We start from the raw sequence: 26,809 nt of genomic DNA, 5'->3' as shown, positions 1-26,809 counted from the left end.
CTTTCTCTTGGTGGCCGGGCACGAATCCCGGCGGGCGCACCATGGCATACCGTCGCCAGTGAACGCGTCCACGAGGAGGAGCGGCAGGTTGATCGAGGTCAGGGAGCTCCACGAGATGGCGGAGTTCGAGCAGGTCAACGACCTGTTCGAGGACATCTGGCACTTCGGGCCCGGCGACCCGCCCATCACGATGGAGCTGATGCGGGCGCTGTCGCACGCGGGCGGCTACGTCGCCGGCGCCTTCGAGGGCGACCGGCTGGTGGGCGGCTCGGTCGGGTTCCTCGCGGCGGGCGGCGCGCTGCACTCGCACGTCACCGGCACGACGCGGCGCGGCGCCGGGTTCGAGCTCAAGCTGCACCAGCGCCGCTGGGCCCTGGGGCGCGGGATCGAGCGCATCACCTGGACCTACGATCCGCTCGTGCGCCGCAACGCCCACTTCAACCTGGCGAAGCTGGGCGCGCGGCCGCAGGAGTACCTTCCGCGCTTCTACGGCGTCATGGGCGACGCGATCAACCAGGGCGACGAGTCCGACCGGCTGCTGGCGGTGTGGCCGCTGACCGCGCCGCATGTGGAGGCGCTGTCCCGGCGCGAGCCCGGCTTGAGCGCGGCACCGGACGGCGCGGTGGTCGCGCTGGCCGACGAGGGCGGCAGGCCGGTGCAGGGGCCGGTGGGGGCGGGGGCCGTGCTGGTCGCCGTTCCCGCCGACATCGAGGGGTTGCGCGGCAGCGACCCGGGAACGGCCAAGGCGTGGCGGCACGCCGTGCGCGAGGTACTGGGTGGCCTGATGGCGGAGGGCCGCGCGGTCACGGGGTTCTGCGGGAAGTCCTACTACGTGGTGGAGCAAGCGTGAAGATCACTGGAGTTGAGCTGCGCCGGATCGCGATGCCGCTGGTGGCGCCGTTCCGCACCTCGTTCGGCACCGAGACGTCCCGCGACGTCCTGCTGGTCAGGGTCGTGACGCCGGACGCCGAGGGCTGGGCCGAGTGCGTGGCGATGTCGGAGCCGCTCTATTCCTCCGAGTACGTCGACGGCGCGGCCGAGGTGATCCGCCGGTTCCTGCTGCCCGCGTTGCCGTCGAACGTCGACGCGCAGGGCGTGGCCCGCGCCCTGGAGCCGATCAAGGGCCACCGCATGGCCAAGGCGGCGGTGGAGACGGCGGTGCTGGACGCGCAGCTGAGGGCGGCGGGCGAGTCGTTCGGCCGCTTCCTCGGCGCGTCGCGCACCCGGGTGCCGTGCGGGGTGTCGGTCGGCATCATGGACTCGATCCCGCAGCTCCTCGACGCGGTGGCGGGCTACCTGGACGAGGGGTACGTCCGCATCAAGCTGAAGATCGAGCCCGGCTGGGACGTCGAGCCGGTCAGGGCGGTGCGCGAGCGGTTCGGCGACGACGTGCTGCTCCAGGTCGACGCGAACGCCGCCTACTCCCTGACCGACGCCCGGCGGCTGGCCCGGCTCGACGCGTTCGACCTGCTGCTGATCGAGCAGCCGCTGGCCAACGACGACCTGGTGCAGCACGCCAAGCTGGCCGAGCAGCTCACGACGCCGATCTGCCTGGACGAGTCGATCGAGTCGGCCGAGCACGCCGCGGCGGCGATCGCGCTCGGCTCGTGCTCGATCATCAACGTCAAGCCGGGCCGGATCGGCGGCTACCTGGAGGCGCGGCGCATCCACGACCTGTGCCGGGCCAGCGGCGTCGCGGTGTGGTGCGGAGGCATGCTGGAGACCGGGCTCGGCCGGGCGGCGAACGTGGCGCTGGCGGCGCTGCCCGGGTTCACCCTGCCGGGTGACACCTCGGGGTCGCGCCGCTACTACGCGACCGACATCACCGAACCGTTCGAGCTGGTGGACGGGCACCTCGCGGTGCCGGCCGGTCCGGGTCTCGGCGTCGAGCCGATCCCGGCCGTGCTCGACGAGGTGACCACGGCCACGGAGTGGATCACCCTCTGAGCCGGGGCACCGCGGCCAGCAGGGCGCGCGTGTAGTCGTGCGCGGGCTCGCCGACGACCTGCTCCGTGGGGCCCGCCTCGACCAGCCGGCCCTGGTGCATGACGGCGACCACGTCGGCGACGTACCTGACCACGGCCAGGTTGTGCGAGATGAACACCATCGGCAGGCCCAGCTCGTCGCGGAGCCCGCGGACGAGGTTGAGCACGGCGCCCTGCACCGACACGTCGAGCGAGCTGGTGATCTCGTCGGCGACCAGCAGGCCGGGGTCGCCGCCGAGGGCGCGGGCGATCGCGACGCGCTGCCGCTGCCCGCCGGACAGCTCGCGCGGGTAGCGGCCGGCCACCTCCGCGGGCAGGCGCACGAGTTCGAGCAGCCGTTTCACCTCGCTGTCGCGGTCGCGGGCCCTGATGCCCTCCGCGACGGTGTCGCCGACCCTCATGCGGGGGTTCAGCGACGCGTACGGGTCCTGGAACACCATCTGCACGCGGCGGGCGCCCTCGATGCTCCCCGTGTACGGCACGAGCCCGCAGACGGCCCTGGCCAGCGACGACTTGCCGGATCCCGACTCGCCGACGAGCCCGACGACCTGGCCGTCGGGGACCTCCAGCGTGACGTCGTCGACGGCGGTGAAGTCGCCGAACCGCACCGTCAGGTTCTTGATGATCATGAGACCTCCCAGCAGGCGACCCGCTGCCGGGGGCCGTGCGCGTCGAGTTCCGGGCGTTCGGTGGTGCACCGCTCGGTGGCCAGGGAACATCGGGGGGCGAAGGCGCAGCCGGGGCCGACCTGGTCGGGCGCGGGCTGGGTGCCGGGAATGCCGGCCAGCGGCCTGGTCCTGTCGGTGTCCAGGCCGGGCAGGGAGGCGATCAGCGCCCTGGTGTAGGGGTGGGCGGCGCCCTCGGCGAGCCGGTCGGCGGGCAGTTCCTCGACGACGCGGCCGGCGTACATGACCACGACGCGGTCGCACAGCTGGCCCACGACGGCGATGTCGTGCGAGATGAACAGCGTGGCCGCGCCCGTCTCGGCCACGACCTCGCGCAGCAGCCGCAGGATCTGCCGCTGCACAGTCACGTCGAGCGCGGTCGTGGGCTCGTCGGCGATGATCAGGCGGGGCGTGCCCATCAGGCCCATGGCGATCACGGCGCGCTGCCGCATGCCGCCGGACAGCTCGTGCGGGTGCTGGGCGGCGCGCCGTTCCGGCTCGGGCAGGTGCACCTGGCCGAGCCGGTCGACGGCGCGGCGGCGGGCCTCGGCCCGGCTCGCGCCCTCGTGCACGACGGCGACCTCGGCGAGCTGGCCGCCGACCTTGAGCGCGGGGTTGAGCGCGGCGAGCGGGTCCTGGAAGACCATCGCGAGCGCGGTGCCGAGCTCCTTGTCCGACAGCGTGGCGACGTCCCTGCCGCCCAGGTGCAGCCGGCCGTAGGTGACCTTCCCCGGGTAGGGGACGAGCCCGCCGATGGCGGCCGCGGTCAGGCTCTTGCCGCTGCCGGACTCGCCCACGAGCCCGACGACCTCGCCGGGCGCGACGGTCAGCGACAGGCCCCGCACGGGGTTCGAGCCGCCGGGGAAGGTGACGGTCAGGTCACGCACGTCCAGCACGGCGCCGGGGTCCGGCTCGTCCGGCTCGGCCGGCGGTGCCGGCGGCTCCTCGGCCTTCCGTACGGTCGTGCGCGCGGCGGCCCTGGCCAGGGCGTCCCCCAGCAGGTTGAAGCCGATGCCGGCGAGCGCGACGGCGGCCGCGGGGCCGAGCGCGACCTCGGGCGTCACGTAGATGCGCGAGAACCCGTCGAACAGCAGCCGGCCCCAGTCGAACGACGGCGGCTGCACGCCGAGCCCCAGGAACGACATGCCGGCAAGGCCGAGCAGGGCGCCGCCGAGCGCCTGGGTGAGGTTGAGGATGAGCGGCTCGGCGATGTTGGGCAGCACGTGCCGGGAGAGGATGCGGCGGCGGGGCACGCCGAGCATGCGGGCGGCGGAGACGTAGTCGGCGCCGGCGACCGTGGCGGCCAGCGTCTGGGTGAGCCGGGCGAAGCCCGGCGCGATGGCCGCGCCGATGCCGAGCACCGCACCGCGCGCGCCGAGGCCGGCGACGACCGCGGTGAACATGGCCAGCAGCAGCCCGGGAAAGGCCACCAGCGCGTTGACCGTGCCGGTGGCCAGCCGGGCCGCGCGCCTGGGGAGCACGGACGGGAGCGTGCCGAGCAGGATGCCGGCGACCGCGCCGATGAGGGTGGCGGCCAGCGCCAGCGCCAGCGAGAACCGGCCCGCCACCAGCACCCTGGCCAGCAGGTCGCGGCCGAGGTTGTCGGTGCCGAGCGGGTGCTCGGCCGAGGCGCCCTGGAGGATGGCGCCGGCGTCGATGCGCTCGGCGGCATCGCCCCAGACGATCGGGCCGGCGACGGCGAGCGCCGCCATGAGCGCGACGATCACGGCTCCGGCCACGGCGGGGCCGCTCCATCGGACGGGCATCAGGACTGCTCCCTGATCTCAGAGGTGGGGTCGAGGGCGCCGAGCAGGAGGTCGACGGCCAGGTTCACGACTAGCACGATCGCGCCGTAGACGAGGATCACGCCCTGGGCGACCGGGTAGTCCTTCTGCGTGATCGACTCGACGATCTTCAGACCGAGCCCGGGCCAGGCGAAGACGAACTCGACGAGCACGCTGCCGGCGATGAGCGAGGTCAGCAGCAGCCCGCACACGGTCAGGGTCGCGGTGAGCGTGTTGGGCAGCACGTGCCGCAGGTGCAGCCGGCGCGCGGGCAGGCGTTTGGCCCTGGCCAGGCGCACGTAGTCCTTGCCCAGCTCGCGCAGGGTCTCCACGCGGGCGATGCGGGCGATCATGGCGACGGGGCCGGCCGCGAGGGCGAGCACGGGCAGCACGTACGTGATCGGCCCGGCCTTGCCCGCGGGCGGGAACCAGCCGAGGCCGATGGCGAAGGCGGACACGAGGCCGATCGCGTACAGGAACTCGGGGACGGCCACGGCGGTGCCGGTGACGGAGCCGAAGGTCAGCTCGGAGCCGCGGTTGCGGCCGTTCTGGGTGCGGACGGCCGCCCACATGCCGAGCGGGACGCCCGCCGGCAGGGCGAGGAGGGTGGCGAGGAGGGCGAGGGCCAGGGTGTTGGGCAGCCGGGCGGCGATGACCTCGCCGACGGGCTCGCTGGTGATGAACGAGGTCCCGAGATTTCCGGACAGGACGTTGGTCACGTAGGTCGCGAACTGCTCCGGGAGCGGGCGGTCCAGGCCGAGCGCCGCCCGGCGCGCCTCCACCAGCTCCACCGGGGCGGTCGGTCCGAGCGCCGTGCGCACCGGGTCGCCGGGGATGAGGTGGATCATCGCGAAGGAGGCGGCCAGCAGCACGGCCAGCGACACGGCGAACCGCACCGCCCGCCGCACCACGACCCGCGCCCTGCGCCGCGCCGCCCGCCGGACCGCCTCGGGTGCGCGGCCGGGCGGGGGGAACGGCGGGCCGGTGACGGTCCCGGGCGTCTCGAGGCCGCTGGTGTCGGGCACTCAGCCTCCCTGGGTGAGCCTGATCGAGGTGGGCACGAACTCCCCTGCCTGCATGTCGTACGTGGCCCCCTTGGCCGCGTGCAGCACCGTGTTCTCCACCACCGGCACCAGGTCGGCGGCCTCGAACAGGGCGGACTCCGCCTCGAGCCACTGGTCGCAGCCCTCGGCCGACGGCAGCAGCCCGGCCTCGGCGATGAGCGACTCGTAGCGCTTGTTGTCCAGGTGGGCGAAGTTGGCCCCCTTGGGCGCGGCCGGGCCGGACAGGAAGCCGATGAGCTGGGAGGGCAGGGAAACCCCGATGGGGAGCCAGACGACGTCCCAGTCCTGGGTGGCGTTGAGCGACTCCGAGAGCTTGGCGTCGATGATGCCGTTCAGCTTCACCTCGGCCCCCACCTTGCGCCAGGCCTGGCCCAGGTACTCGACCGCGGCCTGCACCCCGGCCCCGCGCGTGGTGGCGTACATCAGCCGCAGCGTCAGCCGCTTGCCGTCCTTGACCCGCACCCCGTCGGGCCCCGCCTTCCAGCCGGCCGCGTCCAGGGCGGCCGCGGCGGCCGCCGCGTCGTGGGCGGGGACGTGCCCGGTGACCGAGTCGCCCTTGCAGGGGCGCGGCTCCATGACGAGCCCCGTGGCCGGCCTGCCGTTGCCGCTGGAGGCGATGCCGGCCAGCTCCTTGAGGTTGACGGCCTGGGTGAGCGCCTTGCGCACGTCCGGGTCGTGCGCGGGCCTGTCGTCGCCCTGGTGGTAGAAGTACTGGCCGTTGGTGAAGGGGACGACCTTCTTGACCACGCCGGGCGTGGCCTCCAGGCGGGCCCGGTCGGGGCCGTAGACGGTCGCGCCGTTGATGGTGCCGGAGATGAGCAGGTTGGCGGCGGTCTGCTCGTTCGGGACGACCTTGAGTACGACGGTCTCGGGCAGGTCGGCGGCGGTCGCGCCGCCGGGGCCCCAGGCGTACTCCCTGCGCACCTTGAACGTGTAGAGGTCGCTGGGCACCGCCTCGGTCAGCTGGTACGGGCCGGAGCCGGAGGTCCCGCGGGCCAGCAGCGAGCGATCCTTGACGCCCTTGCCGCACACGATGAACAGCGACCGGGCGCTCTCCAGGATGAAGCTGAACGGCTCCGGCATGGACAGCGTCACCGTGCCCGCCGCGTCGTCGGCGGTGGCCTTCATCCCGGTGGGCACCAGCACGCCGTAGATGGGCGACTTCGTGGCGGGGTCGGTGATGTGGTTGACGCTGTCGGCGACGTCGGAGGCGGTCAGCGGGGCCCCGTCGGAGCAGGTGACGCCCTTGCGCAGGGTGAACGTGGCGCTGTCGGGCTTGACCTCCCACTTCTCGGCCAGCCTGGGCACGATCTTGCCGTCGTCGGATGCGGTGACGAGCGTGTCGTACGCGAGCGAGAGCGTGGTGTTCGTGATCGAGAGCACGCCCATGGCGGGGTCGAGGCCGCCGGGGTCGGCCGAGATCGCGTAGGTGAACGTGCCGCCCCTGGCCGGCGCACCGTCGCCGGCGCCCTCGCCGCCGGCGCCTCCGCAGCCGGCGGCGAGCAGGGCGAGCGAGGTGAGAGCCGCAGCTGCCGGTTTTCTCATGGGGGACTCCCGTCGAGCGTGGGGGGTGTGCACCACCTTCGCCCCTCGCCGGGCCCGGTGCTTCGTGCCCGGTGACGAAAAAGCCGGGCGGCCTCGTGCTAGCGGCCGAAGATCCGCATCTGCAGCATCACCGTGAGCCGGGCGTCGGGGTCCGACAGGTCGAGGCCGCTGATCTCGACGAGCCGCTTGAGCCGGTAGCGGAAGGTGTTGGCGTGCACGTGGACCTGGGCGCAGGCGGCGTTGACGTCGCCGAACGCGTCCAGGTACGCCCGCAGCGTGGCGCTCAGCTCGGTGCCGTGCTCCGCGTCGTGGTCGAGCAGCCGCTGGTAGGGGCCGGTGGGGGCCTGCTCCTCCGCGGCGGCCACGTCGGCGACCTGGAGGAGCAGCGACTCGAAGTGCACGGAGGTGTACCCGGCGACCTGGCCGGTGGCGCCGCGGGCGCGCAGCACGCGCAGCGCGCGGTCGGCGTCCGCGCGCGACCTGGCGACGTGCGACAGGTTGAGCGCCAGGCGGCCCGCGCCGATGTTGGCGGCGTGCCGGGGCCCGACCCTGGCCAGGAAGCTCTCGGCCACGCGTACGGCCCGCGCCTCCTCCCCGCTGCTGTCGGGCCCGCCCGGCTGCAGGGGCAGCACCGCGTACGCGACGGAGCCGACGAGCGCGGCGGCGGCCTTGGGATGGATGGCGCCGACGTGCAGCGCGAGCGCGTCGCAGAAGCGCTGCCCATCGCTCTCGCCGCGTGCGGGGTCGGCGGCGGAGTCGCCGGTCAGCTGGGCGGCCAGCACGCACAGGCGGGTGGCGATGCCGAGCCGCTCGGCCGCCTCGGCCGAGTCGGTGCCGCCGGCCAGCACGGTGGACAGCAGGTCGGCGCGGAGCCGCCGCCGGGTGTCGGCCCCGGCCCGCTCGCGCAGCAGCTGCAGCGCCACGATCTTGGCGGCGTCGGCGAGCGCGCGCTGCCGCTGCTCGCTGAGCGGCTCGTGCACGGCCACCCAGATGGAGCCCAGGATCTCGTCGCCGGTGCGGACCGCGACGGCGACCCGGTTGATGACGTTCTCGTCGTCGAGCTCCATGTAGACGGGCTCGCGGCTCTGGTAGAGCTGCTTGAAGAAGCCGTGTTCGTCGAGCATGCGCAGGTAGCGGTCGGGGACCTGGCGGCCGAGCACGGTCTCGACGCGGCCCTGGTCGGCCTCGTCCTGGCGGCCGGAGTAGGCGAGCACCCGCGACGACCTGTCCTCGATCGTGACGGGCGCGTCCAGCAGCGCGCAGACGGCGTTGGCCAGGGAGAACAGGTCGTCAGGCGGCCCCTCCCCCGGCTCGGCCAGGTCGCCCTCGGCCAGCAGCGAGCGCAGCAGCGCGGCGACCTGCGACCAGGAGGCCGCCCTGGTGAGCCCGAGCACGGCCACGCCTGTCTCCAGCACCACGGCCCGCACCCGCTCGTCCACGTCGACGGGCAGCTTGACGACGACGCCGGCGGCCTGCCCGGCCCGCTCGACCAGGGCGCAGATGTCGTCCGCGCGCTGCACGCCGACGGCGAGCAGGATCCCGCCGGGCGGGACGATCAGCTCGTCGAGCGGGTCGTAGATGTGCACGCCGGTGACCTCGGTGTCGAGGTCACCGGGTGACGCGGCGACGTCGAGCAACGTGGTGCCGAGGTCGTGGAGGATGCGCCCGAGACTGGCACGCGGACGATCCCTCATCCGATCACGATAATCCACGATAATGGAGATCACCCGGGCACGCCGTGCGCGCGGGCCGCCTCGCCGGGCCTGTCCCGCAGGTCCATCCCGCCCCCTCAGCCGGTCTTCGGGGTGGCTCGGGCGCCCATGTGCACGTACGGGGAGCCGTCGGGCAGCTCGTAGAACACCACGGACGCCCAGTCGGGCGAGCCGCCCATCCGGCACACGAACGTGACGTCGTCCACGGGCACCAGCTCGCACTCCTCCGGCTCCTTCTGCAGGGCGGCCAGCGCCCCCGTGGCCTCGTACCGCAGCCAGGGCCTCCCGTCGCGCATCGACACCGTGATGCGGGCGCCCACCCGCTCGTAGACGCCGGTGTAGCGGTCGGCGTCCACGTCCGGGTCCTGGTCGGGCGGCTGCGGCAGTGGGGGCACGGTCAGGCCGTCGAGCTCGGCGAACAGTTCCGTGGCCAGTGCGCGGGTGAAGGGGTTGGAGTGGCCGCCGTTGGCGGTGACGCACACGATGGTGCCGGTGCCGGGCACGGCCCAGAGCATGGCGTGCTGGCCGATGGTGTTGCCGCCGTGGGAGATGACGCGCTGCCCGTCCCACTCGTCCAGGATCCAGCCGATGCCCCACTGCCTGCCCAGGGTGTGCGGGTTGGGGATGTCGATCTGCGGCTCCCACATGGCCCGCGGGTCGTCGAGCAGCCCGCCCTCCCCGGTCGTGCGCAGGTGGGCGCCGGCGAAGGCGACCACGTCGGCGGGGCGGGCGCAGATGAGCCCGGCCGGGCCGGCCGAGCGCATGAGCCCCCACACCGGAGCCGGCGCGCCGCCGTCCACGTGGCCCATCGCGGCGCGGAAGCGCAGCACGTCCTCGGGCAGGGTCAAGGTGTGGGTGAGGCCGAGCGGCTCGACGATCTCCTTCCTGAGCGCGTCGTCCCAGCGCTCGCCGGTCAGGCGCTCCACGACGCGGCCCGCGATGACGAACCCGGCGTTGCAGTAGGACTGGGTGCCGCCGAGCGGGTGGTTCTGGGTCAGGTCGGCACACGCCTCCACGTACTTCTCGACGCAGTCGTCGCCGCGGCCGGTGTCGAGGAACAGGTCGCCGTCGATGCCGCTGGTGTGGGAGAGCAGGTGCCTGATGGTGACGGCCTTGGTGACCTCGGCGTCGGCGACCTTGAACTCCGGCAGCACCTCCGCCACCGTGGTGTCCAGCGTCAGGCGGCCCCGCTCGATCAGCCGCATGAGCAGGGTGGCGGTCCACACCTTGGTGACCGAGCCGATCTGGTAGAGCGCGTCCGGGGTCGCCTCGACGCCGGTGGCGGCGTTGAGCGTGCCCGCGGCGAACTCGTGCAGCTCTCCCTCGTGCAGGTACGCCAGCGCCGCGCCGGGCACCTCGTACTGAGCGATCAGCTCGGGGAGCCGCTGACCCATTGCTCCAGCCACGTGATGATCCTTTCGTTGTAGTCGTACCGGTGTGAGGGCCGGCCGTTCAGGATGAACAGGTGACTGGCGCCGGGGTAGCGCACCAGCCGGACGGGCACGCGCCGCTCGCGCAGCGCGGCGAACCACTGCTCCGACTGGCCGATCGGGCAGCGGTCGTCGCTCTCGCCGTGCAGGAGGAGCGTGGGGGTGCCGACCTCGGACACGTACGTGATCGGCGACTGGGCCGCGAGGTCGCCGGCCCATTCGTGCACCTTCATCACATGTCCCAGGTCCGAGGTGCCGGCCAGGCTGGTCAGGTCGCTCACGCACCCGCCCGGGATCGCGGCCTTGAAGCGCCCGGTGTGGCCCGTCAGCCAGCACGTCATGTAGCCGCCGTAGCTGTAGCCGGTGACGGCCAGCCGGTCGGGATCGGCGACGTTCTCCTCGATCAGCGTGTCGACGGCGGCGAGGAAGTCCTGGGCGTCGGCCAGCCCCCAGGCGCCGACGGCCGCGGTGTAGAAGTCCTCGCCGTAGCCGTCGCTGGCGCGCGGGTTGAGCGCGAGCACCGTCCAGCCCCTGGCTGCCAGCGCCTGGTGGTAGAGGTGGAAGCCGTCGAGCACGGGGGCCCAGGCGTTGTGCGGGCCGCCGTGCACGTCGAGCAGGAGCGGGCCGGGGGTGGCGGCGTTCTCGTCCCGCAGCACGAAACCCTCGACGGGGGTGCCGTCGGGGGCGGTGAACGTGCGGCGGGCCGGCGTGAACAGTTCGACGCCGTCGAGCGCGTGGTCGGTGAGCCGCGCCGGGGTCTCTCCCGGCCGGCCGAGGTAGACGTCGCCGGCGCTGTGGGGGGTCGCGGCCACGTACGCGATCAGGCCGGCCGCCACGCTCGCCCCCGACACGCTCGCCTCCTCGGGCACCAGCCTCTCGCCGGTGGCGCGGTAGAGGTGGGAGCAGCCGCGGTCGCGGACGCAGAACACCAGGTCGTCTCCGTCGCCGGAGAGGAGGGCGGGGACGGCGCCGGGGTAGCCGGGGGCCCCGGTCATGACGTTGCGGTCCAGCCCCGTCTCGACCTCCTCGGGGCCGCCGCCGGGGGCGAGCGTGAAGAGCCGTACGTGCCCGACGGGGCCGCCCTTCATGCCGGTGACGACCAGCCGATCGCCCAGCCACCACACTCCGGTGCAGATGAGCTCGGGACCGGTCAGCCGCCGCGGCTCCCCGCCGAGCCCCCCGCCCAGCTCCACGGTGTGGACGGCGCCGCCCACCTCGAGGTCGCGATGGGCCTCCATGTCCGCGACGAACGCCAGCCGCGTCCCGTCCGGACCCCACGACGGCTCCCCCGCGAAGAAGTCGCCCTCGGTGACCTGGGTCGTCTCCCCGCTCGCCACGTCCACCACGAACAGGTGCGCGCTCATCCCGCGCAGCAGCCCCGTGCCGTCCGCCTTGTACTCCAGCCGGTCGGCCACCACCGGCGCGTCCGGATCGGGGGCCTGCCCGCCGGGTCCCACCGGGGCGCTGAACGCGATGCGGGTGCCGTCCGGCGACCAGCGCGGCGCCCCCGCTCCCAGCGCCGCCGAGGTGAGCGGGGCCGGCTCGCCGCCGCCCATGGGGAGCAGGTGGATCTGCGGCCTGCCGTCCACGGGCCGCAGGAACGCCAGCGTCCGCCCGTCCGGCGACCACCGGGCCGCGCTCCCGCCGGCCAGCCTGCGCGGAGGATCGCCGGGCGCGGCGAGCCAGACCTCCGTGCGGTTCTCGTCGGCGTCCCGGTCGACGGTGGTCAGCGTGTACGCGACCGCGCCCCCGTCGGGGCGCAGGCAGGGATCGGAGGGTACGGCGAAGCGGTAGAGATCATCCAGGGTGAGACGCGGCATATCCGAACCGTAGAGCAGCACCATTCCCCCTTCTTCGGGCTATCCGACGAACGGCGGGGGTTCCGTTGTGCCCGGGTCCAAGCCGAGGCCGCCCGCCCGGGGCATCCCGGTGGCGGTCCGCGGCGGCCGTGCCGGCGGACTCGCCCGGCATACTGACCCCTGGTCTACGTGAGGAACCCCATGACGTTCTCCCCTGTGCCCCGGCTCGACGTCACCGAATACCTGGACCGGCTGCCCGTCCCGCTCACCTACGAGGGCCCTTGTCCCGGTGGCCAGGTCGGCGCGGCGTACGTGCGCCGGCCGGACGGCCGCCGGTCGGTGCTCACCCGCGGTCCCGACGTGAGCGAACTCCTGGAGGTGGCGCGGGCGGCGGGCGTTCCGGCGCCCGCGTACGAGCTGGTCCATCCGCCGGTCGTCGTCCAGGAGCTGCTGCCCGGCGCGCCCGCGCACGCGCCCACGGCGCAGACCGTCCGCTCCATGATCGAGATCAACAGGCGGTGCCGTGGCGTGCTCGCGGGCCGCCCCGACCTGCCGGGGCTCCGGTTGCACCTGCGGGCGGACGGTCCCGGGTTCTGCATGCACGGGCCGCTGCGCGACTACGACGGCCGGACGCGGCGGCTGCTCGACGAGGTGGAGGAGATCGGCCAGGCGTTCCCCGACACCCTCGAGGGCGACGACCTGGTGCACACCGACTTCCATCCCGAGAACGTGCTGGTGGACGCGGCGGGGACGGTCACCGGCGTGATCGACTGGGACGGCGCCGTGCGCGGCGACGCCGATTTCGACCTGGTCACGCTCCGTTTCGACCTGGCCTGCCGCGCGCCGCGCCTGCTGGCGGACGTCCCTGACGAGGTGGCGCCGGTCTGCTGGGCGCACATGAGCCTGCGCCTGGTGGACTGGGCCATCCGGCACCACTCCGCCTCCGACGTCACCCTCTGGCTCGACCTGGCCCGCCGGCTCAGACCCCGCTGAGGAGGGCCTCGCGAAGGGCGCACGGGAATAATCTGTTGCGTCCCCGTGCTGATCGTCGCACGATGTTCCTCATGTTCCCGCGCGCTCACCTGGCGACGCCCGCCCTGCCGGCGGGCGCGTTCGAGCGTGCCTGCGACGGCCTGGAGCGCTGACCTCTTCCCGTTCGTCATGAAGTGACCCGGCGGGGGGAGGTCGACCGGCCCTGACGGGTCACGAAGCTCGGGAGTCTCAGGAGAGGGAATCATGGCCAAGCAGGCCTACGTGCGCAACAAGCCGCACCTCAACATCGGCACGATGGGCCACGTCGACCACGGCAAGACCACGCTGACCGCCGCGATCACCAAGGTGCTCGCGGCGCGGGGGCAGGCCACGTTCACGCCGTTCGAGCGGATCGACAGGACCCCGGAGGAGGCCTCCAGGGGGATCACGATCAACATCTCGCACGTCGAGTACGAGACCGCCACCAGGCACTACGCGCACGTGGACATGCCGGGGCACGCCGACTACGTGAAGAACATGATCACGGGGGCGGCGCAGCTCGACGGCGCGATCCTCGTCGTGTCCGCGCACGACGGGATCATGCCGCAGACCAGGGAGCACGTCCTGCTCGCCAGGCGGGTCGGCGTCGAGCACCTGGTGGTGGCCGTCAACAAGGCCGACGGCGCCGACCCGGAGCTGCTCGACCTGGTGGAGCTGGAGCTGCAGGACCTGCTGAGCGGGCAGGGCTACCACGGCGTCCCGATGGTGCGGGTGTCCGGGCTGCGGGCGCTGGAGGGCGACCCGGTCTGGACGGCGTCGGTCGACGCGCTGCTCACGGCGGTGGACGAGCACATCCCCGTGCCGGTGCGGTACGTCGACGCGCCCTTCCTCATGCCGGTGGAGAACGTGCTGACGGTCACCGGCCGCGGCACGGTCGTCACCGGCGCCATCGAGCGTGGCGCGGTGCGCGTCGGCGACACGGTGGACGTCGTCGGGTTCGGCGACGGGTTCGGCGCCGTCGTGACGGGCGTGGAGACGTTCGGCAAGACGATGGAGCGGGGCGAGGCCGGCGACAACGCCGCCGTGCTGCTGCGCGGAGTGCGCCGCGAGCAAGTGCGGCGGGGGATGGTGCTGGCCGAGCCGGGCAGCGGGCGGGCCCGCTCGTCGTTCACCGCCCGCGTCTACCTGCTGACCGCCGAGGAGGGCGGGCGGCGCAGGCCCGTCGTGTCCGGGTACCGGCCGCAGTTCTACGTGCGCACGACCGACGTGCCCGGCGAGCTGACCCTGCCCGAGCCGGCGCAGCCGGGCGACACGGTCGAGGTGGCGGTGGAGCTGGGCAAGGCGGTCGCGCTGGAGCCCGGGCTCGGCTTCGCGATCCGCGAGGGCGGGCTGACGGTCGGCGCGGGCACGATCCTCACCGTGCCCGCCTGACGATCCCGCCCCGGCCCGGTCAGCCCGGCCGCCTCGGCCGGGCGTGGGCCGGGTCCCGCGGCACGCGGGGCCCGGCCTGCCGGGTCATGTCCGGTCGAAGCGGATCCTCAGCGTCGACCGGCGGGCCCGCAGCTCGTAACCGGGCAGCACCCCGGGGCCGCAGGTGGCGGTGCCGATGCCCTGGTGCGCGAGGTCCAGGTGGAGGTACACGCGGTCGCCCGCCACCAGGTCGGGCCGGTGGCGGGCGCGGGTCAGCACGTCGTTGCTCCACGGCCGCGCGGTCATCCCGAACACGGGATCCCCCGTGACCCTGCACCCGCCGAGGTCGGCCCACCGCACCTCGGCGCGGTGGCCGTTCTCCTGCGGGTGGACGTACGGCGTCTGGAGCTCGTCGATCGTGGCCGACCAGCGGCCCATGCGGGCGGCCAGCCCGGTGTCCGGGTACGCCTCGCCGGGCCCCATCCCGAACCACGTGACCCGGTCGAAGGTACGGGGCAGCGACATGGTGACGCCGAGCCGCGGGATCGGGTCGCGCCAGTCGCCGGTGGGCTCGATGTCCAGGAGCAGCCGGAGCCCGCCGTCGAAGGTCCACCGGTACGTCGCCCAGATCCCGTGGTCGGTGGCCGCGGGCGCGACCCGGGTGCGGACGGTCAGCTCGTCGCCCTGTTCGACCGCGTCGACCCGGTGGGTGAGCCGGTGCAGGCCGAGCCCGCGCCAGGCGCCTTCGAGCCCGCCGTACCTGTCGTTGTCGGTGGGCGGCCGCCACAGGTCGAGCCGCGGGCCTTCGACGTCGATCCCGAAGAGCCGGACGAGCCGGCCTGAGGCGGCGTCGAACGCGGAGTCGCCGGCGGTGATCTCCGTGCCGCCGGTCACGAACGCGGCCGGCGACCGCTCGAAGCGGGCGGGGTGCCGGACCAGCAGCGCCTGCCCCCACGCCACCTCGTGGCCGGCGTCCGCCCACGGCTCGTCGCGGGCGAGCACGGCGCGCACGGTCAGCCACCGCTCGCCGTCGGGGCCGCTCACGTCGGGCACCTTGCACTCGCCCCCGGCGGCGGGCACGTCGAGGCGGTGCTCGGCGACGGTCTCGCCCTCCACCTCCACCGAGGCGACGAACTCCAGGTGGGACAGGTCGCGGAAGCCGTGTCCGTTGACGACCCGCACGACCCCGTCGCCGAACTCGAACCTGACCGGCTCGAACACCTTCTTCAGGTCGAGCAGCCCGGGGGACGGTGTGCGGTCGGGGAACAGGAGCCCGTCGATCACGAAGTTGGAGTCGTGGACGGGCTCGCCGTAGTCGCCGCCGTAGGCGTACTCGTGGTCGGGGTGTTCGAGCCCGTGGTCGATCCACTCCCAGACGAACCCGCCGGCCAGCCGCGGGTAACGCTCGAACAGCTCCTGGTACTCGGCCAGCCCGCCGGGCCCGTTGCCCATGGCGTGGGCGTACTCGCACTGCAGGAACGGCATCGCCCGCCGCCGCGCGTCCTGGCCGGGGTCGTCGAGCGCCTCCTCCTCGTAGCGGCCGATGGCCTCGACCTCGGCGTGGGAGGCGTACATGCGCGAGTAGACGTCGGTGTGCGCGCAGGACCGGTCGCCCTCGTAGTGGAGCGGGCGGGACGGGTCGCGCTCGCGGGTCCAGTCGGCCATGACGGCCAGGTTGCGGCCGACCCCCGCCTCGTTGCCGAGCGACCACATGATGACGCTGGGGTGGTTCTTGTCGCGTTCGACCATGCGGCGCATGCGGTCGAGCAGCGCGTCGGCGTAGCGGGGGTCGTCGGTGGGGTTGCCGTGCCAGCCGACCTGGCCGAAGCCGTGGGTCTCGAGGTCGCACTCGTCGATCACCCACAGGCCCAGCTCGTCGCACAGGTCGAGGAAGGCGGGGTGCGGCGGGTAGTGGCTGGTCCTGACGGCGTTGACGTTGTGCCGCTTCATCAGCAGCACGTCCTCGCGCATCGTGTCGTACGTGACCGCTCGGCCGTGCCGGGGGTGGAACTCGTGCCGGTTGACGCCCTTGAGCAGCAGCGGGCTGCCGTTGGCGAGGAGCACGCCGTCCGCGATGGAGATCGTGCGGAAGCCGACGCGCAGGTGTACGGACTCGCCGGGGCAGGTCAGCACGGCGTCGTACAGGCGGGGTGTCTCGGCCGTCCACGGCTCCGCCTCGACCGTGATCTCGGTGCCCGGCTCCAGCCCGGCGACGCCGAGCTCGGGCACGCTCAAGGTGCCCTCGCCGTCGAAGCTGAGCGTGCCACGCCCGTCCGCGTAGGAGGCGTGCACGAAGGCGTCGGCGGTGGAGCGGGTGAGCGTGACGTCGCGGAAGATGCCCGGCAGCCACCACATGTCCTGGTCTTCCAGGTAGCTGGCGGCCGACCACTGGTGCACGCGCACGGCGAGCACGTTGCGTCCCGGCTTGAGCCACGGGCCGGCGTCGAACTCGGCCGGCACCCTGCTTCCCGTCCAGAAGCCCAGCTCGTGGCCGTTGAGCCAGACCCTGGCGAAGGACTCGGCGCCCTCGAACCGCAGCCGGCCGCCCGTCCACCCCTCGGGCAGGTCGAACGCGCGGCGGTAGTCGCCTGTGGGGTTCTCGCCGGGCACCCGGGGCGGGTCGACGGGGAACGGGTAGGAGACGTTGGTGTAGGCGGGGGCGCCGTGGCCGTGCAGCGGCCAGTGGGCGGGGACGGGCAGGTCGTGCCAGCCGGCGTCGTCGTAGCCGGGCCTGGCGAAGTCGTCGGGGACGTCGGCCGCGGGCGAGAGGCGAAAGCGCCACGTGCCGTTGAGGTCGACGGCGGGAGCGTCGGAACGGAGGGCCGCGCGGGGTTCGAGCAGGCCGGAACCGGGGCGGAAGCTTTCGAGGTCCATCGCCGCCGAGCCTAAGGCTTCGCGGCGGTTTCGTCATGGTCGCGTTCTCTGTCCGGTGCTCCGTTCACCCGCCGGGGCCCAGGTCGTAGACGCGGCGGGCGTTCTCCACGCCGGTCATCGAGGCCACCCGCGCCGCCTGGGCGACCGACCACTCCCCCTCGGCCACGAAGTCACCCAGCACGCGCGCCATCGCCCGCCGCCACAGCAGGGCTCCCAGGAAGTGCAGCTCGGCCGGTCCCCAGGCGTCGGAGGAGAAGAGCACCTTCGCGAAAGGCGCCACCTCGAGGCTCTCGGCCACGAGCGCCGCGCTCCGCGCCCCCGTGTGGTTGACGCCGAGCCCCACGTCGAAGAAGACGTTCGGGTACGCCTCCGCCAGCAGCCCCGCGTGCCGGTGGTAGGGGTAGCAGTGCAGCAACATCAGCGGCACCCCGGTGGGCTCGGCCCGCTCGATGAGGCCGCGCAGCAGCAGCGGGTCGGAGCGGCGCAGGTCGATGTCGGGGTCGCCGTAGCCGATGTGGAACTGCAGGGGAAGCCCCCGGTCGAGCCCGGCCCAGATCAGGTGCCGCAGCAGCACGGGATCGTCCAGCCGCCCGCCTCCTCCGGCCAGCCAGCGCCCGGCGGCCTCGGCGACCTCCGCCGCCGAGGGCGGCTCGGGGTCGAAGTCGAGGCCGTGCCGGTAGGCGACGACGGTCTTGAGCCCGCGCGCCGTGCGGGTGCGCTCCCACAGGGTCTCCGCGAACCGGCCGGCGAACGCGCCCGCCTCGCATCCGGCGGCGGCCACCTGCTCGGCCACGGTCTCCAGCCGCACCACCTCGTCGGCGGGTGAGCCGCTGGCCTCGGCCATGCCGGCCGGTCCGAGGAGCTCGTCGCCGCGGTAGCCGGTCTCGACGAGGAAGTGCCCGACGCCGCAGGCCGTCAGCAGCAGCCGGTTGACCTCGCCGGTGCCGAGCCTGGCCCGCCTGGCCAGGTATTCCTCCGGCGCGCAGTGCGGGCCGAGGCCGAGCACGGGCGCGCAGTGGCGCAGGATCGCGTGGCCGAGCTGGGAGTCGAAGCGGGTCATCCACTCGGGCACCGGCCGGTCGGACTCGCCGATCATCTCCTCGAACGCCCTGCGCGGCAGGTCTCGGGTGGTGGCGCCGTGGACGTGGTGGTCGACCAGCGGCAGCTCGTCGATGACCCGCGCGAGGCCGCTGGGCACGAGGTCGAGCTCCATGGACATCGGCGATGTCTCCCAAGGTCAGCGTAGGCGACCAGGATAGGCGAAGCGCCGTCTGCGCCGGGGTCCACGCGGCGCTGCCCGGCGGGCCGCCGGCGCAATAGGTCCGGGACATCCCTATATGTCCTGCTTTGTTTGTGGATAAGGTAGAAGATCTTCAATGACAGCAGCGACGTGCCAGGGCAGGGTTGTGAGCCAGGAGACGGGGATGACACCACCGGCGGATCCTCTCGACGCAGCAGGAGATCAGGAGCTCGGCAGGCTGCTCCAGGGCTACCGCGAGGACGTGGCGGCGCTGGAGCGGCTGAACGACCAGATGACCGCGGTCAGGGGCCGCGGCGAGGCGGCGCAGGGACGCGTGGTCGCCGAGGCCACGCAGACCGGCGGGCTCACCGGGCTCACCATCGACCCGCGTGCCATGCGCCTCGGCTCGGCCGCGCTGGCGGAGGCGATCCTGGAGGCGGCGGGCGAGGCTGCGCGGGAGGCCGAGCAGGCGGCGGCTGACCTGGTGACCCCGTTCATCGCCGGAACGCCGCTGGACGACAGCGTGCCGGACGACCCCCGCGGGGGTCGCGGGCGTTGAAGTTCAACTTCGGCCGCGCGGGCATCCTCGGTTTCGGGACCCTCGGTCTGGCCGGCTTCGTCTTCGAGATGCTCGCCGTCGACTATCCGAAAGGTGACCCCGCCAAAGCCCGCCAGGCCGCCGTCGTCTGGAACCGGCTCGCCGACCGCATCGAGCAGAGCCCGCGCCGCACGTTCCCCGCGGCCGAGGCGGTCTGGCGGCACAACGGCGGCGACGGGGTGAACGCCTACAAGCGCGCCGTCAGCGCCGACCTGTATCCGGCGGACGAGGGCGCGGGCTATGCCGCCAGACTCGCCCGCCGCTGCCGGCAGAACGCCGCGGCCTGCCTGGAGTTCGCCGACGTGATCGACGCGGCGCGGCGCACGTACGAGACGCTCGCCCTGGCCAACCTCGCCAGCTTCGTCTACATCGCCACCTTTCCCTGGCAGGCGGGAGCGGCGTACCAGGTCACCCAGTTCCTCATGCGCCGGGCGCAGGCGGGCATGCTGGCGAAGCTGCTGGAGCACAGCATCGCCAAGATCGTCCTGAGCAAGCTGACGGAGTTCTCCCTCGGCAGCGCCATCTTCGCGGTCGGCGACGTGTCGGTGATGGCGGGAGTCAAGGCGCTGCGGGGCGAGGACGTCGGGTCGTTCCAGGAGAACGCGACGCGGGCGCTGAAGGAGTTCGCCGCGTCGGTCGCCTTCTACGGCGTGTTCGACGCCGCCGCGCCCCTGATGAAGAGGGTGAGCGCCAACCCTGACGTGCAGTACTTCCTGAGCCGGATGGCCGGAGGGTCGGTCGGCTACGGCCCCACGTACGACGTCCTGAGCGGGGAGACGGGCGCCGACCTCGCTCCCACCTGGAAGGAGACCATCGGCAGGACGCTGGTGTATTTCGCCATGGCTCACAAACCCGCGCGGTGAGAGGACCAGATGGAGATCGACCGATCGCGGCTCGGATCGTCGGCGGAGGCCTTCGAACTCGAGGCGAGCGAGCTCGCCGCGTTCGTCACGCTGATGGGGGAGGAACTCGACGCCATCGGCGACTTCTGGGGCGACGGCAAGGAGGGCGTGACCTTCTTCAAGGGCCAGGGCGGCGGCATGGGGTACGAAGCGGTCACCGGTCAGGTCATGGAGGGCATCGACGTGTTCCGCTCCGCGCACCACGAGGTCGCCATCCGGCTGCTGATGATGGGCGGCAGTGTGGCGGTGGCCGACTGGGAGAGCGTGGCGGCCATGCTCGAGACCCTTCCCCCACCCGACCCCGGCACGCCCGTCTGGGGCACGATATAGCCGCGTGGAACGTGCCGATCCCCGGCCCGGTGAAAAGTTGTGGCCATGGGTGACAAGACGGGCGAAAACTGTTTTAATCCCGCCTAGATGACAAAGGGGCTACATAGCCCCGTGTGACCGTTTTCCTCGAGCGGGAAAGGCGGGTCCGTGCGAGCACCAGGTGGCGAAGTCGTCATCACCGGCGGTCTCGGTTTCATCGGCTCTCATCTCGTGGACGCCTACCTCGCGGCCGGCCACCGCGTACGGATCATCGACTCGAACGCCGGCGCGGTCATCGACGGCGAGGACTACGACGCCGACCCCCGCTGCGCCGTCGTCCGGGAACGCGTCGAAGACTATCTGGCCGCGGGCGGCGACTTCGCGGGCGTGGACCGGGTCATCCACGCCGCCTCCTACGTGGGCCCGGCCAGCATCCTGTCACGGGCCGGACGGCTCGGCCACGACATCATCGGGAGCACCGCGCCGGTCATCGAAGCGTGCATGAACGCCGGGGCGCCGCTGTGCGTGTTCAGCTCCGCCGAGGTGTACGGCCGCAGCGGCGTCCTCGACGAGAAGGACGACATCGTCGTCCCGACGCAGTACAACACGCGCATCGAGTACGCGGTCGCCAAGACCCTGGCCGAGGCGATGGTCTGCAACAGCCGCAGGCACGGGCTGCGCGGGATCGTCATCCGGCCGTTCAACGTGGCCGGGGCGCGGCAGTCGCGGGCCGGCGGGTTCGTGATGCCGACGTTCGTGCAGCAGGCGCTGGCCGGGCGGCCCATCACCGTCTTCGCGGGCGGGGACCAGATCAGGGCGTTCATCGCGGCCGACGACCTGACGGGCTTCCTCACCGGTTACATGGACCTGGCGCTGCAGGGCGACGAGGTCATCATCAACGTCGGCAACCCCGCCAACGCCGTCACCATCATGGACCTGGCGGAACGCGTCAAGAGCCTGCTCGCCAGCTCCTCCCCCATCGTCAGGGTGGACGGCAGGAGCGTGCACGGCCCCCACTACGCGGAGGCCGAGTCGTTCCACAAGATCCCCGCGCTCAGGGCGGCCACCGACCTCGGCTGGCGGCCCCGGATCCCGCTCGACGAGCTGATCCTGAGCACCGCCGACTATTACCGTGCCAGAGAGGACCGAAGGGCAGTGAATGCGCCGCTTTGACCGCGTCTTGGTGATCTCCCCCCACGCCGACGACGAGGTTCTGGGCTGCGGCGGCCTGATGGCGGCGCAGGCCGACGCCGGAGCCGAGGTACACGTCCTGTACCTGGCCGTGGACGGCATGCGCCACTACGGGCTCGACGGGGCCACCACCTACCGCCAGCGCCTGGACGAGATCGAGAGCGTGCGCGACGTGCTCGGCTTCACGTACGAGATCGCGTACGGGGACCGCGGGCTGACCGAACGGCTCGACACGCTGCCGCGCAGGGAACTGGTCGACCTGTTCGAGCAGGCGCTCAACGAGCGGCGGCCCGACCTGCTGCTGCTCCCCAGCTTCGCCGACTACGACCAGGACCACTGCGCGGTGTTCCACGCCGCCTTCGCCGCGGCCCGGCCGATCGCGCCGCAGTTCGGCAAGTGGCTGGTGCCCAACGTGCTCATGTACGAGATGTCGAAGATCCAGTGGGCCTCGGAGCCGATCCCGCGCTCGACGGCGTACTGCGACATCGGCCCCCACCTGCGACGCAAGCTCGACGCGTTGCGCGGCTACAAGAGCCAGCACCGGCCATCGCCGCACATCAGGAGCGAGGAGTCGGTGACGGCGCTGGCCACGCTGCGAGGGGCGGAGATCGGCGTCGCCCACGCCGAGGCGTTCGGGGTGCTGAGGGAGGTCCTGTGAAGACGTTCGCGTTCGCCACCGGCATGGAGTTCGCCGCTCCGGCCGTGGACGTGCTGGTCGCGCAGGGCACACCGCCGTCGCTGCTGATCGGCTACCCGCCGCGGCTCAGCCACCGCTCCGGGTACGCGCCGCTGCGCGAGGCGTCGGACAAGCACGGCATCCCGCTGCTGGAGACGGACGACATCAACGACGGGCAGGCCTACGAGCGGGTCAAGGACATGGACCTGTTCGTCATCGCGGGATGGTCGCAGCTCGTCCGCGAGCCGCTGCTGTCGGCCTGCCCGAAAGGGTCGATCGGCCTGCACCCCACCCGGCTGCCCGAGGGGCGGGGACGGGCCGCGCTGCCGTGGACGATCATCAAGCGGCTCGCCACGAGCGCGGTCAGCCTCTTCTTCCTGGACGAGGGCGCCGACACCGGTGACCTGATCGCGCAGCGGGAGTTCACTGTCAGCCGGCGCGACGACGTCACCGCGGTGTACCGCAAGGTCACCGAGATCAACATCGACCTGCTGGCGACGTACATCCCGCTGCTGCTGGACGGGCGGGTGGTGGCGCGGCCGCAGGAGCCCGGCGGGTCGTGGTGGGAGAAACGGCGGCCGGAGGACGGGGTGATCGACTGGTCGCGGCCCGCCTCCGACCTCTACGACTGGGTGCGCGCGCTGGCCGCCCCCTATCCGGGCGCGTTCACGTCCGTGGCGGGACGGCGGCTGTACGTGCACAGCGCCGACCTCATCGAGCACGGCGGGGCGGAGCCCGCGGGCACGGTGCTGGCGCCCGTGTGGTCGACCGGCACCGGCGGGATGCTGGTGGCCTGCGGGTCGGGGCTGCTGGTGGTGCGCGAGGTGCAGTGGGAGGGCGGCGAGCGGCGCGACGCCCTCGACCTGCTGGAGTCGGACGAGCTCGCGGTCGGCGCATGCCTGGGCACCTGAGGCCGTCCGGCGACCCACCTCCTCCCGGAGGCGCCCGGCCCTCTCACGACGGGCACTCCTCCCAGAACCCGCCCCACTCCCCCGACACCCACTCCACCCGGAACGCGGCCCCTTCCACCGGTACGCGGCACTCCGGAGGCGCGGATCCGGACGGGTGTGTGCGGCTGACCGGGGCGGTGATGGCGCACCCTCGGCGCAGGGAGGCGGCCGCCCGGCTGGCCGGGGACGTCCTGGACGTGGTGACCGACCCGGACCCCGCGGGCCGGCCCTCGGCGTTCCGTACCTCGCTGCTGGCCTGGTCGAGCATCCCCGAGTACGCCACCCACCACGTGCTGCTGCACGACGACATGGCCCTGTCCGGCCGGTTCTTCGAGCGGGCCGAGCGCGCCGCCCGCGCCATGCCGGGCGCCGCGCTGGCCCTGTTCGCGTTCTGGAACTCGCGCAACGGCGCCGCCGTGCGGATGGGCGCGCTCGCCGGGGCACGCTGGGTGCGCGGCGCGGGCGAGTACACACCGGTGGCGGCCCTGCTGCTGCCCCGGCAGGTCGCCACGGGATACGTGGAATGGGCCAGGGACCGGGACGAGACCTGGCCCGACGACGTGCTCATGGGCCGCTACCTGCGCCAGGCCGGGGTGCCGGTGTACGTGGCGGTGCCGAGCCTGGCCGAGCACGAGGACCTGGCCAGCCTGGTGGAGAACGACTTCCAGGGATTGCGCCGCTCCCCGTGCTTCTTCGCCGACGACCCCCTGGCCGGCGTGGGCGAGGAGCGGGTGCTCGACCGGCTGCCCGTGATCCCGTTCTTCAAGCGCGGCGTGGCTCAGTGCGCGGTACGCGTGCCGGGATCCGGCCGGTGGCGGGACCTCCGGTGCGACGACTACCTGGCCGGCCTGGGGATCGACGCGGGCTCGCTGCGGGCCCAGGCCAGGGCCGCGGGGACGGGAGCGGGCCCGCATTTCCCGCTGTGGCTGACGGCGTACACGATGGGGGTCGTCCACCGCGGGCCGCGCGGGGACGCGCGGGTCCTGGACGAGGCGCTGGCCACCATGGGCCCCGGCGGGCTCTGCCACGAACTCGGGGCGCGCGCGCTCGCCCGGCTCTGGCCGGAACTGCACGACGTCGCCAGGGCGGGCCTCGAAGCGGGACTGGCGAGCGCTCCGGCGGCGCGCAAACCCCGGCCCCGCACGGCCTCCACCCTCACACCGCCGTCCGCCACAACACCACCAGCCCTCTCAACACCGTCGGCCCTCTCAACACCACCGGTCCCCTCAACATCACTGGCCCCCTCAACATCACAGGCCCCCTCAACACCATGGGCCCCCTCAACACCACCAGCGGAAACACCACCGGTCACCATCGGCTTCACATCACCCGTCGCTTTCGAGCGCCCGGACGTGGCCGTGAGCGGGACGGCGACGTTCGTCCGGCAGTACGTGGCGGACGCGCTGGCCGACCGGGGCTTCCACCTGTCCGGGGGCGACGCCGGCGTCGTGGTGCACGTCTGCGCGCTCGGCTGGGACGCGGACGCGGACCCCGAGGAGGAGGTACGGCTGGCCCGCACCGCCTTCGCGGGCGGCCGTGGCGGGGTCCTGCTGAGCTCCTGCCGCATTTATCCGGCGCGGAAGTGGGTGGACGAGGAGACGCCTGTCGACCCGGCGGCCACACCCCTGGCCCGGGCCCTGAGCGCTGTCGAGTCGGCCGCCCCCGGCTCCGTGGTGCTGCGGCTCGGCGAGCCGTACGGGCCCGGCATGCCCCAGCGGGGGGCGGTGGCGGAGCTGGTGCTGCGCTCGTCGCTCAACCGGCCGGCGCCCGTCGACGGCTCTCCCGTGCAGCTCGTGCACGTGCGGGACGTGGCGCAGGCGGTCCTGGCGGCGCTGGAGAAGGGCGTCGCGGGGCGGGTGTACAACGTCGCAGGGCGGCGGCGGTGGCGCATGCGGGAGCTGGCCGAGGCGGTGTCCAAGGCGGTGCGGCCGGTCCACATGGAGACGTCGGAGAGTCCCGGCGGGCCGCTCGTCAACGTGGAGCGGGCGGGCGTGGAGCTGGGCTGGCGGGCCGAGGTGACACTGGACTACGGGCTGCACACGTTCGCACAGTGGCTGGCGTACGAGAGCGACCGCACCTGACCCGCTACGGGCAACGCCCGGCCCGTGCCGCGAACCACCACACCCAGCCCGTGCCGCGAACCACCACACCCAGCCCGCACCGCGAACCACCACACCCAGCCCGCACCGCGAACCACCACACCCAGCCCGTGCCGCGAACCACCACACCCGGCCCGACGCGGGGAACAACCGCGCCCTGTCCTCACCCGCGAACGAGCGGCGACCGGCCGCGGTGCCCGGTCCCTGTCATGCGATCGGCCGCCAGCGGAGGGTGCCGTCGGGGCCTGTGCCGATGAGACGGCCGGACGCGGCGGCGAGGACGGTGTTGCCGGCCGCGGGGCCGAGATCCGCCCAGGGGGTTTCGTAGCGGTTCACCGATCTGGTGAGGATACGGTCGGCCGCGACGGTGAACAGCCTGCCGTTCATCGCGGCGAGGGTCGCCGGGCTGATCACCGAACCGCCTGCCGGACCGCCTGCGGGGTCGGTCGCCAGGCCGATCGCCGGGCTGATCGCCGGACCGGTCACTGGACCGCCTGCCGGACCGGTCGCCGGACCGGTCGCCGGCCCACCTCCTGGGCAGGGTGATGGGCCGGCTGCTGCGCCGATCATGGTCCAGTTGTGTGCGTTGAGGTGCCGGATGGGGAGGTGCCAGAGTTCGTTCGCGGCGGTGATGGCGAACAGCCTTTCGTCGGCGGCGGCCAGTCCGGTGGTGCCCTCAGGTGCCTGGCCGACGTCCTGCCAGGGTGCGGGGCCCGGCACAGGGTCGCGGTAGCGGATCGTGCCGTCGACAGCGACGCCGAAGAGACCGGCGGGCGGGCCGCCGTGCGCCTCCCTTGGGGCGGCCAGGGCGATCGCGTCCGTATCGTCGATCGTTCGCCACGGGAGGTTCTGACCGGAGACATCCCGGTACGCGAGCGTGCCGTCCGCGCAGGCGGCGAAAAGCCGACCCTCGCAACACACCAACGCCCAGACACCACCGACAGGCGGGGCCGAGGAAGGCGAGGCAACCGGCGACGGCCCCGGGCCGGACGCGGTCGGAACCACAGCGGACGCAGCCGGCACAGCCGCACCCGAAGTCGACGTTCCCGCAGGCACGTTCCGGGACTCCCCCGGCAAAGCCGACGCTTCCCCTGGCGCAAGTGGGGATTCCCCCGACACCCCAGACGACTCCCGATGCACGTTCCGGGACTTCCCCCACAGAAGCGATGTTCCCCCAGGCGCAAGCGGGGACTCACCTGACACCCGGGACAACTCCCCAGGCGCAGTTGAGGCCTCCCCCGACGCCCCGGAGACGTCGCGGGACTCCCTCGACGAACCCGACGTCTCCCCAGGCGCAGGTGTGGACTTCCCCGGGATCCCGGACGACTCTCCGGGCGCAGTTAGGGACTCCCTCGACACCTGGGACGACTCCGCAGACACGGTCTGGGACTCGTCGGGCACAGGCCGGGCCTCCGCGGGCGCGGCCGGGGGCTTCATGGGCGCGGGTGGAGTGGGCTGAGATGACTGGGATGGCGTGGACTGGGATGGCGTGGACTGGGCTGACTTGGAATGGGATGGCGTGGACCGGGATGGCGTGGACCGGGGTTGTGGCGACGCGGGGACGGGGCCGATCGGTTCCCAGGTGGGGCCGGGCAGGGGTTGGG

General features: G+C 73.2%; 21 protein-coding genes. 11 read left to right on the top strand and 10 right to left on the bottom strand.

The annotated features are described in order from the left end of the window. Positions 1-115: 115 nt before the first annotated feature. Positions 116-850, top strand: a complete 735-nt coding sequence (locus E1292_RS27540; RefSeq protein ID WP_439331908.1) for a GNAT family N-acetyltransferase — start codon at positions 116-118, stop codon at positions 848-850. Beyond that, positions 847-1,947 carry an o-succinylbenzoate synthase gene (gene menC / locus E1292_RS27535; RefSeq protein ID WP_181958303.1) on the top strand — a complete coding sequence of 367 codons (1,101 nt, stop codon included), beginning with the start codon at positions 847-849 and terminating at the stop codon, positions 1,945-1,947. The genes E1292_RS27540 and menC overlap by 4 nt, the downstream gene beginning before the upstream one ends. Here the strand turns inward: menC and E1292_RS27530 are convergent. The 7 genes from E1292_RS27530 to E1292_RS27500 form a co-directional block, all read right to left on the bottom strand. Further along, positions 1,937-2,614, bottom strand: coding sequence for an ABC transporter ATP-binding protein (locus E1292_RS27530; RefSeq protein WP_132598107.1), 678 nt, complete (start codon positions 2,612-2,614; stop codon positions 1,937-1,939). The two genes, menC and E1292_RS27530, sit on opposite strands and share 11 nt — an antisense overlap. Beyond that, entirely contained in the window at positions 2,611-4,416 is a 1,806-nt protein-coding gene (locus tag E1292_RS27525; RefSeq protein ID WP_132598106.1) for a dipeptide/oligopeptide/nickel ABC transporter permease/ATP-binding protein, read from the bottom strand. Before E1292_RS27525 ends, E1292_RS27530 begins: the two co-directional genes overlap by 4 nt. Beyond that, positions 4,416-5,459: an ABC transporter permease gene (locus tag E1292_RS27520; RefSeq protein ID WP_132598105.1), complete on the bottom strand. Its 1,044-nt coding sequence runs from the start codon at positions 5,457-5,459 to the stop codon at positions 4,416-4,418. Before E1292_RS27520 ends, E1292_RS27525 begins: the two co-directional genes overlap by 1 nt. Further along, entirely contained in the window at positions 5,460-7,043 is a 1,584-nt protein-coding gene (locus tag E1292_RS27515) for an ABC transporter substrate-binding protein (protein ID WP_132598104.1), read from the bottom strand. A 98-nt stretch (positions 7,044-7,141) separates the two neighbouring features. Next, positions 7,142-8,737 carry a PucR family transcriptional regulator gene (locus tag E1292_RS27510; protein WP_165974768.1) on the bottom strand — a complete coding sequence of 532 codons (1,596 nt, stop codon included), beginning with the start codon at positions 8,735-8,737 and terminating at the stop codon, positions 7,142-7,144. A 95-nt stretch (positions 8,738-8,832) separates the two neighbouring features. Further along, positions 8,833-10,161, bottom strand: a complete 1,329-nt coding sequence (locus tag E1292_RS27505; RefSeq protein WP_246090364.1) for a serine hydrolase domain-containing protein — start codon at positions 10,159-10,161, stop codon at positions 8,833-8,835. Continuing rightward, a complete protein-coding gene (locus tag E1292_RS27500) occupies positions 10,125-12,005 on the bottom strand; it encodes a S9 family peptidase (RefSeq protein WP_165974767.1) in 1,881 nt (626 codons plus the stop codon). Before E1292_RS27500 ends, E1292_RS27505 begins: the two co-directional genes overlap by 37 nt. Positions 12,006-12,185: 180 nt before the next feature. Here E1292_RS27500 and E1292_RS27495 point away from each other — a divergent pair, with 180 nt between their 5' ends. Together E1292_RS27495 and tuf are read left to right on the top strand one after the other, a co-directional pair. Beyond that, positions 12,186-12,977, top strand: coding sequence for an aminoglycoside phosphotransferase family protein (locus tag E1292_RS27495; protein ID WP_132598102.1), 792 nt, complete (start codon positions 12,186-12,188; stop codon positions 12,975-12,977). A 243-nt stretch (positions 12,978-13,220) separates the two neighbouring features. Then, entirely contained in the window at positions 13,221-14,387 is a 1,167-nt protein-coding gene (tuf, locus tag E1292_RS27490) for an elongation factor Tu (RefSeq protein ID WP_132598101.1), read from the top strand. 84 nt (positions 14,388-14,471) lie between these two features. Here the strand turns inward: tuf and E1292_RS27485 are convergent, their stop codons facing one another. Continuing rightward, on the bottom strand, positions 14,472-17,240 hold the full coding sequence (locus E1292_RS27485) for a glycoside hydrolase family 2 TIM barrel-domain containing protein (RefSeq protein ID WP_132598100.1): 2,769 nt from the start codon (positions 17,238-17,240) through the stop codon (positions 14,472-14,474). A gap of 64 nt (positions 17,241-17,304) precedes the next feature. Further along, a complete protein-coding gene (locus E1292_RS27480) occupies positions 17,305-18,459 on the bottom strand; it encodes an amidohydrolase family protein (protein WP_132598099.1) in 1,155 nt (384 codons plus the stop codon). 205 nt (positions 18,460-18,664) lie between these two features. Between E1292_RS27480 and E1292_RS27475 the strand changes: the two genes are divergently transcribed. From E1292_RS27475 to E1292_RS27445, 7 genes are all read left to right on the top strand, one after another. After that, on the top strand, positions 18,665-19,039 hold the full coding sequence (locus E1292_RS27475) for a YbaB/EbfC family nucleoid-associated protein (RefSeq protein ID WP_165974766.1): 375 nt from the start codon (positions 18,665-18,667) through the stop codon (positions 19,037-19,039). Further along, entirely contained in the window at positions 19,036-19,941 is a 906-nt protein-coding gene (locus tag E1292_RS27470; RefSeq protein WP_132598097.1) for a WXG100-like domain-containing protein, read from the top strand. Before E1292_RS27475 ends, E1292_RS27470 begins: the two co-directional genes overlap by 4 nt. Positions 19,942-19,950: 9 nt before the next feature. Then, positions 19,951-20,310: a hypothetical protein gene (locus tag E1292_RS27465; protein ID WP_132598096.1), complete on the top strand. Its 360-nt coding sequence runs from the start codon at positions 19,951-19,953 to the stop codon at positions 20,308-20,310. A gap of 147 nt (positions 20,311-20,457) precedes the next feature. Next, a complete protein-coding gene (locus E1292_RS27460) occupies positions 20,458-21,462 on the top strand; it encodes an NAD-dependent epimerase/dehydratase family protein (RefSeq protein ID WP_132598095.1) in 1,005 nt (334 codons plus the stop codon). Beyond that, the gene (locus tag E1292_RS27455) at positions 21,449-22,138 is read left to right on the top strand and encodes a PIG-L deacetylase family protein (RefSeq protein ID WP_132598094.1); all 690 of its coding nucleotides are present in this window, start codon (positions 21,449-21,451) and stop codon (positions 22,136-22,138) included. The genes E1292_RS27460 and E1292_RS27455 overlap by 14 nt, the downstream gene beginning before the upstream one ends. Further along, complete coding sequence (locus E1292_RS27450; RefSeq protein ID WP_132598093.1) at positions 22,135-23,067, top strand: methionyl-tRNA formyltransferase; 933 nt, start codon at positions 22,135-22,137, stop codon at positions 23,065-23,067. Before E1292_RS27455 ends, E1292_RS27450 begins: the two co-directional genes overlap by 4 nt. 158 nt (positions 23,068-23,225) lie before the next feature. Continuing rightward, positions 23,226-25,187 carry an NAD-dependent epimerase/dehydratase family protein gene (locus tag E1292_RS27445; protein ID WP_132598092.1) on the top strand — a complete coding sequence of 654 codons (1,962 nt, stop codon included), beginning with the start codon at positions 23,226-23,228 and terminating at the stop codon, positions 25,185-25,187. A 225-nt stretch (positions 25,188-25,412) separates the two neighbouring features. Here E1292_RS27445 and E1292_RS27440 read toward each other — a convergent pair whose 3' ends face one another. Then, a complete protein-coding gene (locus tag E1292_RS27440) occupies positions 25,413-26,228 on the bottom strand; it encodes a hypothetical protein (protein WP_132598091.1) in 816 nt (271 codons plus the stop codon). Positions 26,229-26,809: the final 581 nt, after the last annotated feature.

Source organism: Nonomuraea deserti (assembly GCF_004348685.1).
GTDB classification, from domain to species: domain Bacteria; phylum Actinomycetota; class Actinomycetes; order Streptosporangiales; family Streptosporangiaceae; genus Nonomuraea; species Nonomuraea deserti.
Note: the sequence above shows the minus strand (reverse complement) of the source record. Positions and strands in the feature narration are given on the sequence as shown.

Coding starts and splice junctions, on each gene's coding strand:
- E1292_RS27530 (WP_132598107.1), bottom strand. CDS start 2,614: ATGATCATCAAGAACCTGACGGTGCGGTTCGGCGACTTCACCGCCGTC.
- E1292_RS27475 (WP_165974766.1), top strand. CDS start 18,665: ATGACACCACCGGCGGATCCTCTCGACGCAGCAGGAGATCAGGAGCTC.
- E1292_RS27525 (WP_132598106.1), bottom strand. CDS start 4,416: ATGCCCGTCCGATGGAGCGGCCCCGCCGTGGCCGGAGCCGTGATCGTC.
- E1292_RS27540 (WP_439331908.1), top strand. CDS start 116: ATGGCGGAGTTCGAGCAGGTCAACGACCTGTTCGAGGACATCTGGCAC.
- E1292_RS27495 (WP_132598102.1), top strand. CDS start 12,186: ATGACGTTCTCCCCTGTGCCCCGGCTCGACGTCACCGAATACCTGGAC.
- tuf (WP_132598101.1), top strand. CDS start 13,221: ATGGCCAAGCAGGCCTACGTGCGCAACAAGCCGCACCTCAACATCGGC.
- E1292_RS27500 (WP_165974767.1), bottom strand. CDS start 12,005: ATGCCGCGTCTCACCCTGGATGATCTCTACCGCTTCGCCGTACCCTCC.
- E1292_RS27515 (WP_132598104.1), bottom strand. CDS start 7,043: ATGAGAAAACCGGCAGCTGCGGCTCTCACCTCGCTCGCCCTGCTCGCC.
- E1292_RS27480 (WP_132598099.1), bottom strand. CDS start 18,459: ATGTCCATGGAGCTCGACCTCGTGCCCAGCGGCCTCGCGCGGGTCATC.
- E1292_RS27455 (WP_132598094.1), top strand. CDS start 21,449: ATGCGCCGCTTTGACCGCGTCTTGGTGATCTCCCCCCACGCCGACGAC.
- E1292_RS27465 (WP_132598096.1), top strand. CDS start 19,951: ATGGAGATCGACCGATCGCGGCTCGGATCGTCGGCGGAGGCCTTCGAA.
- E1292_RS27485 (WP_132598100.1), bottom strand. CDS start 17,240: ATGGACCTCGAAAGCTTCCGCCCCGGTTCCGGCCTGCTCGAACCCCGC.
- E1292_RS27510 (WP_165974768.1), bottom strand. CDS start 8,737: ATGAGGGATCGTCCGCGTGCCAGTCTCGGGCGCATCCTCCACGACCTC.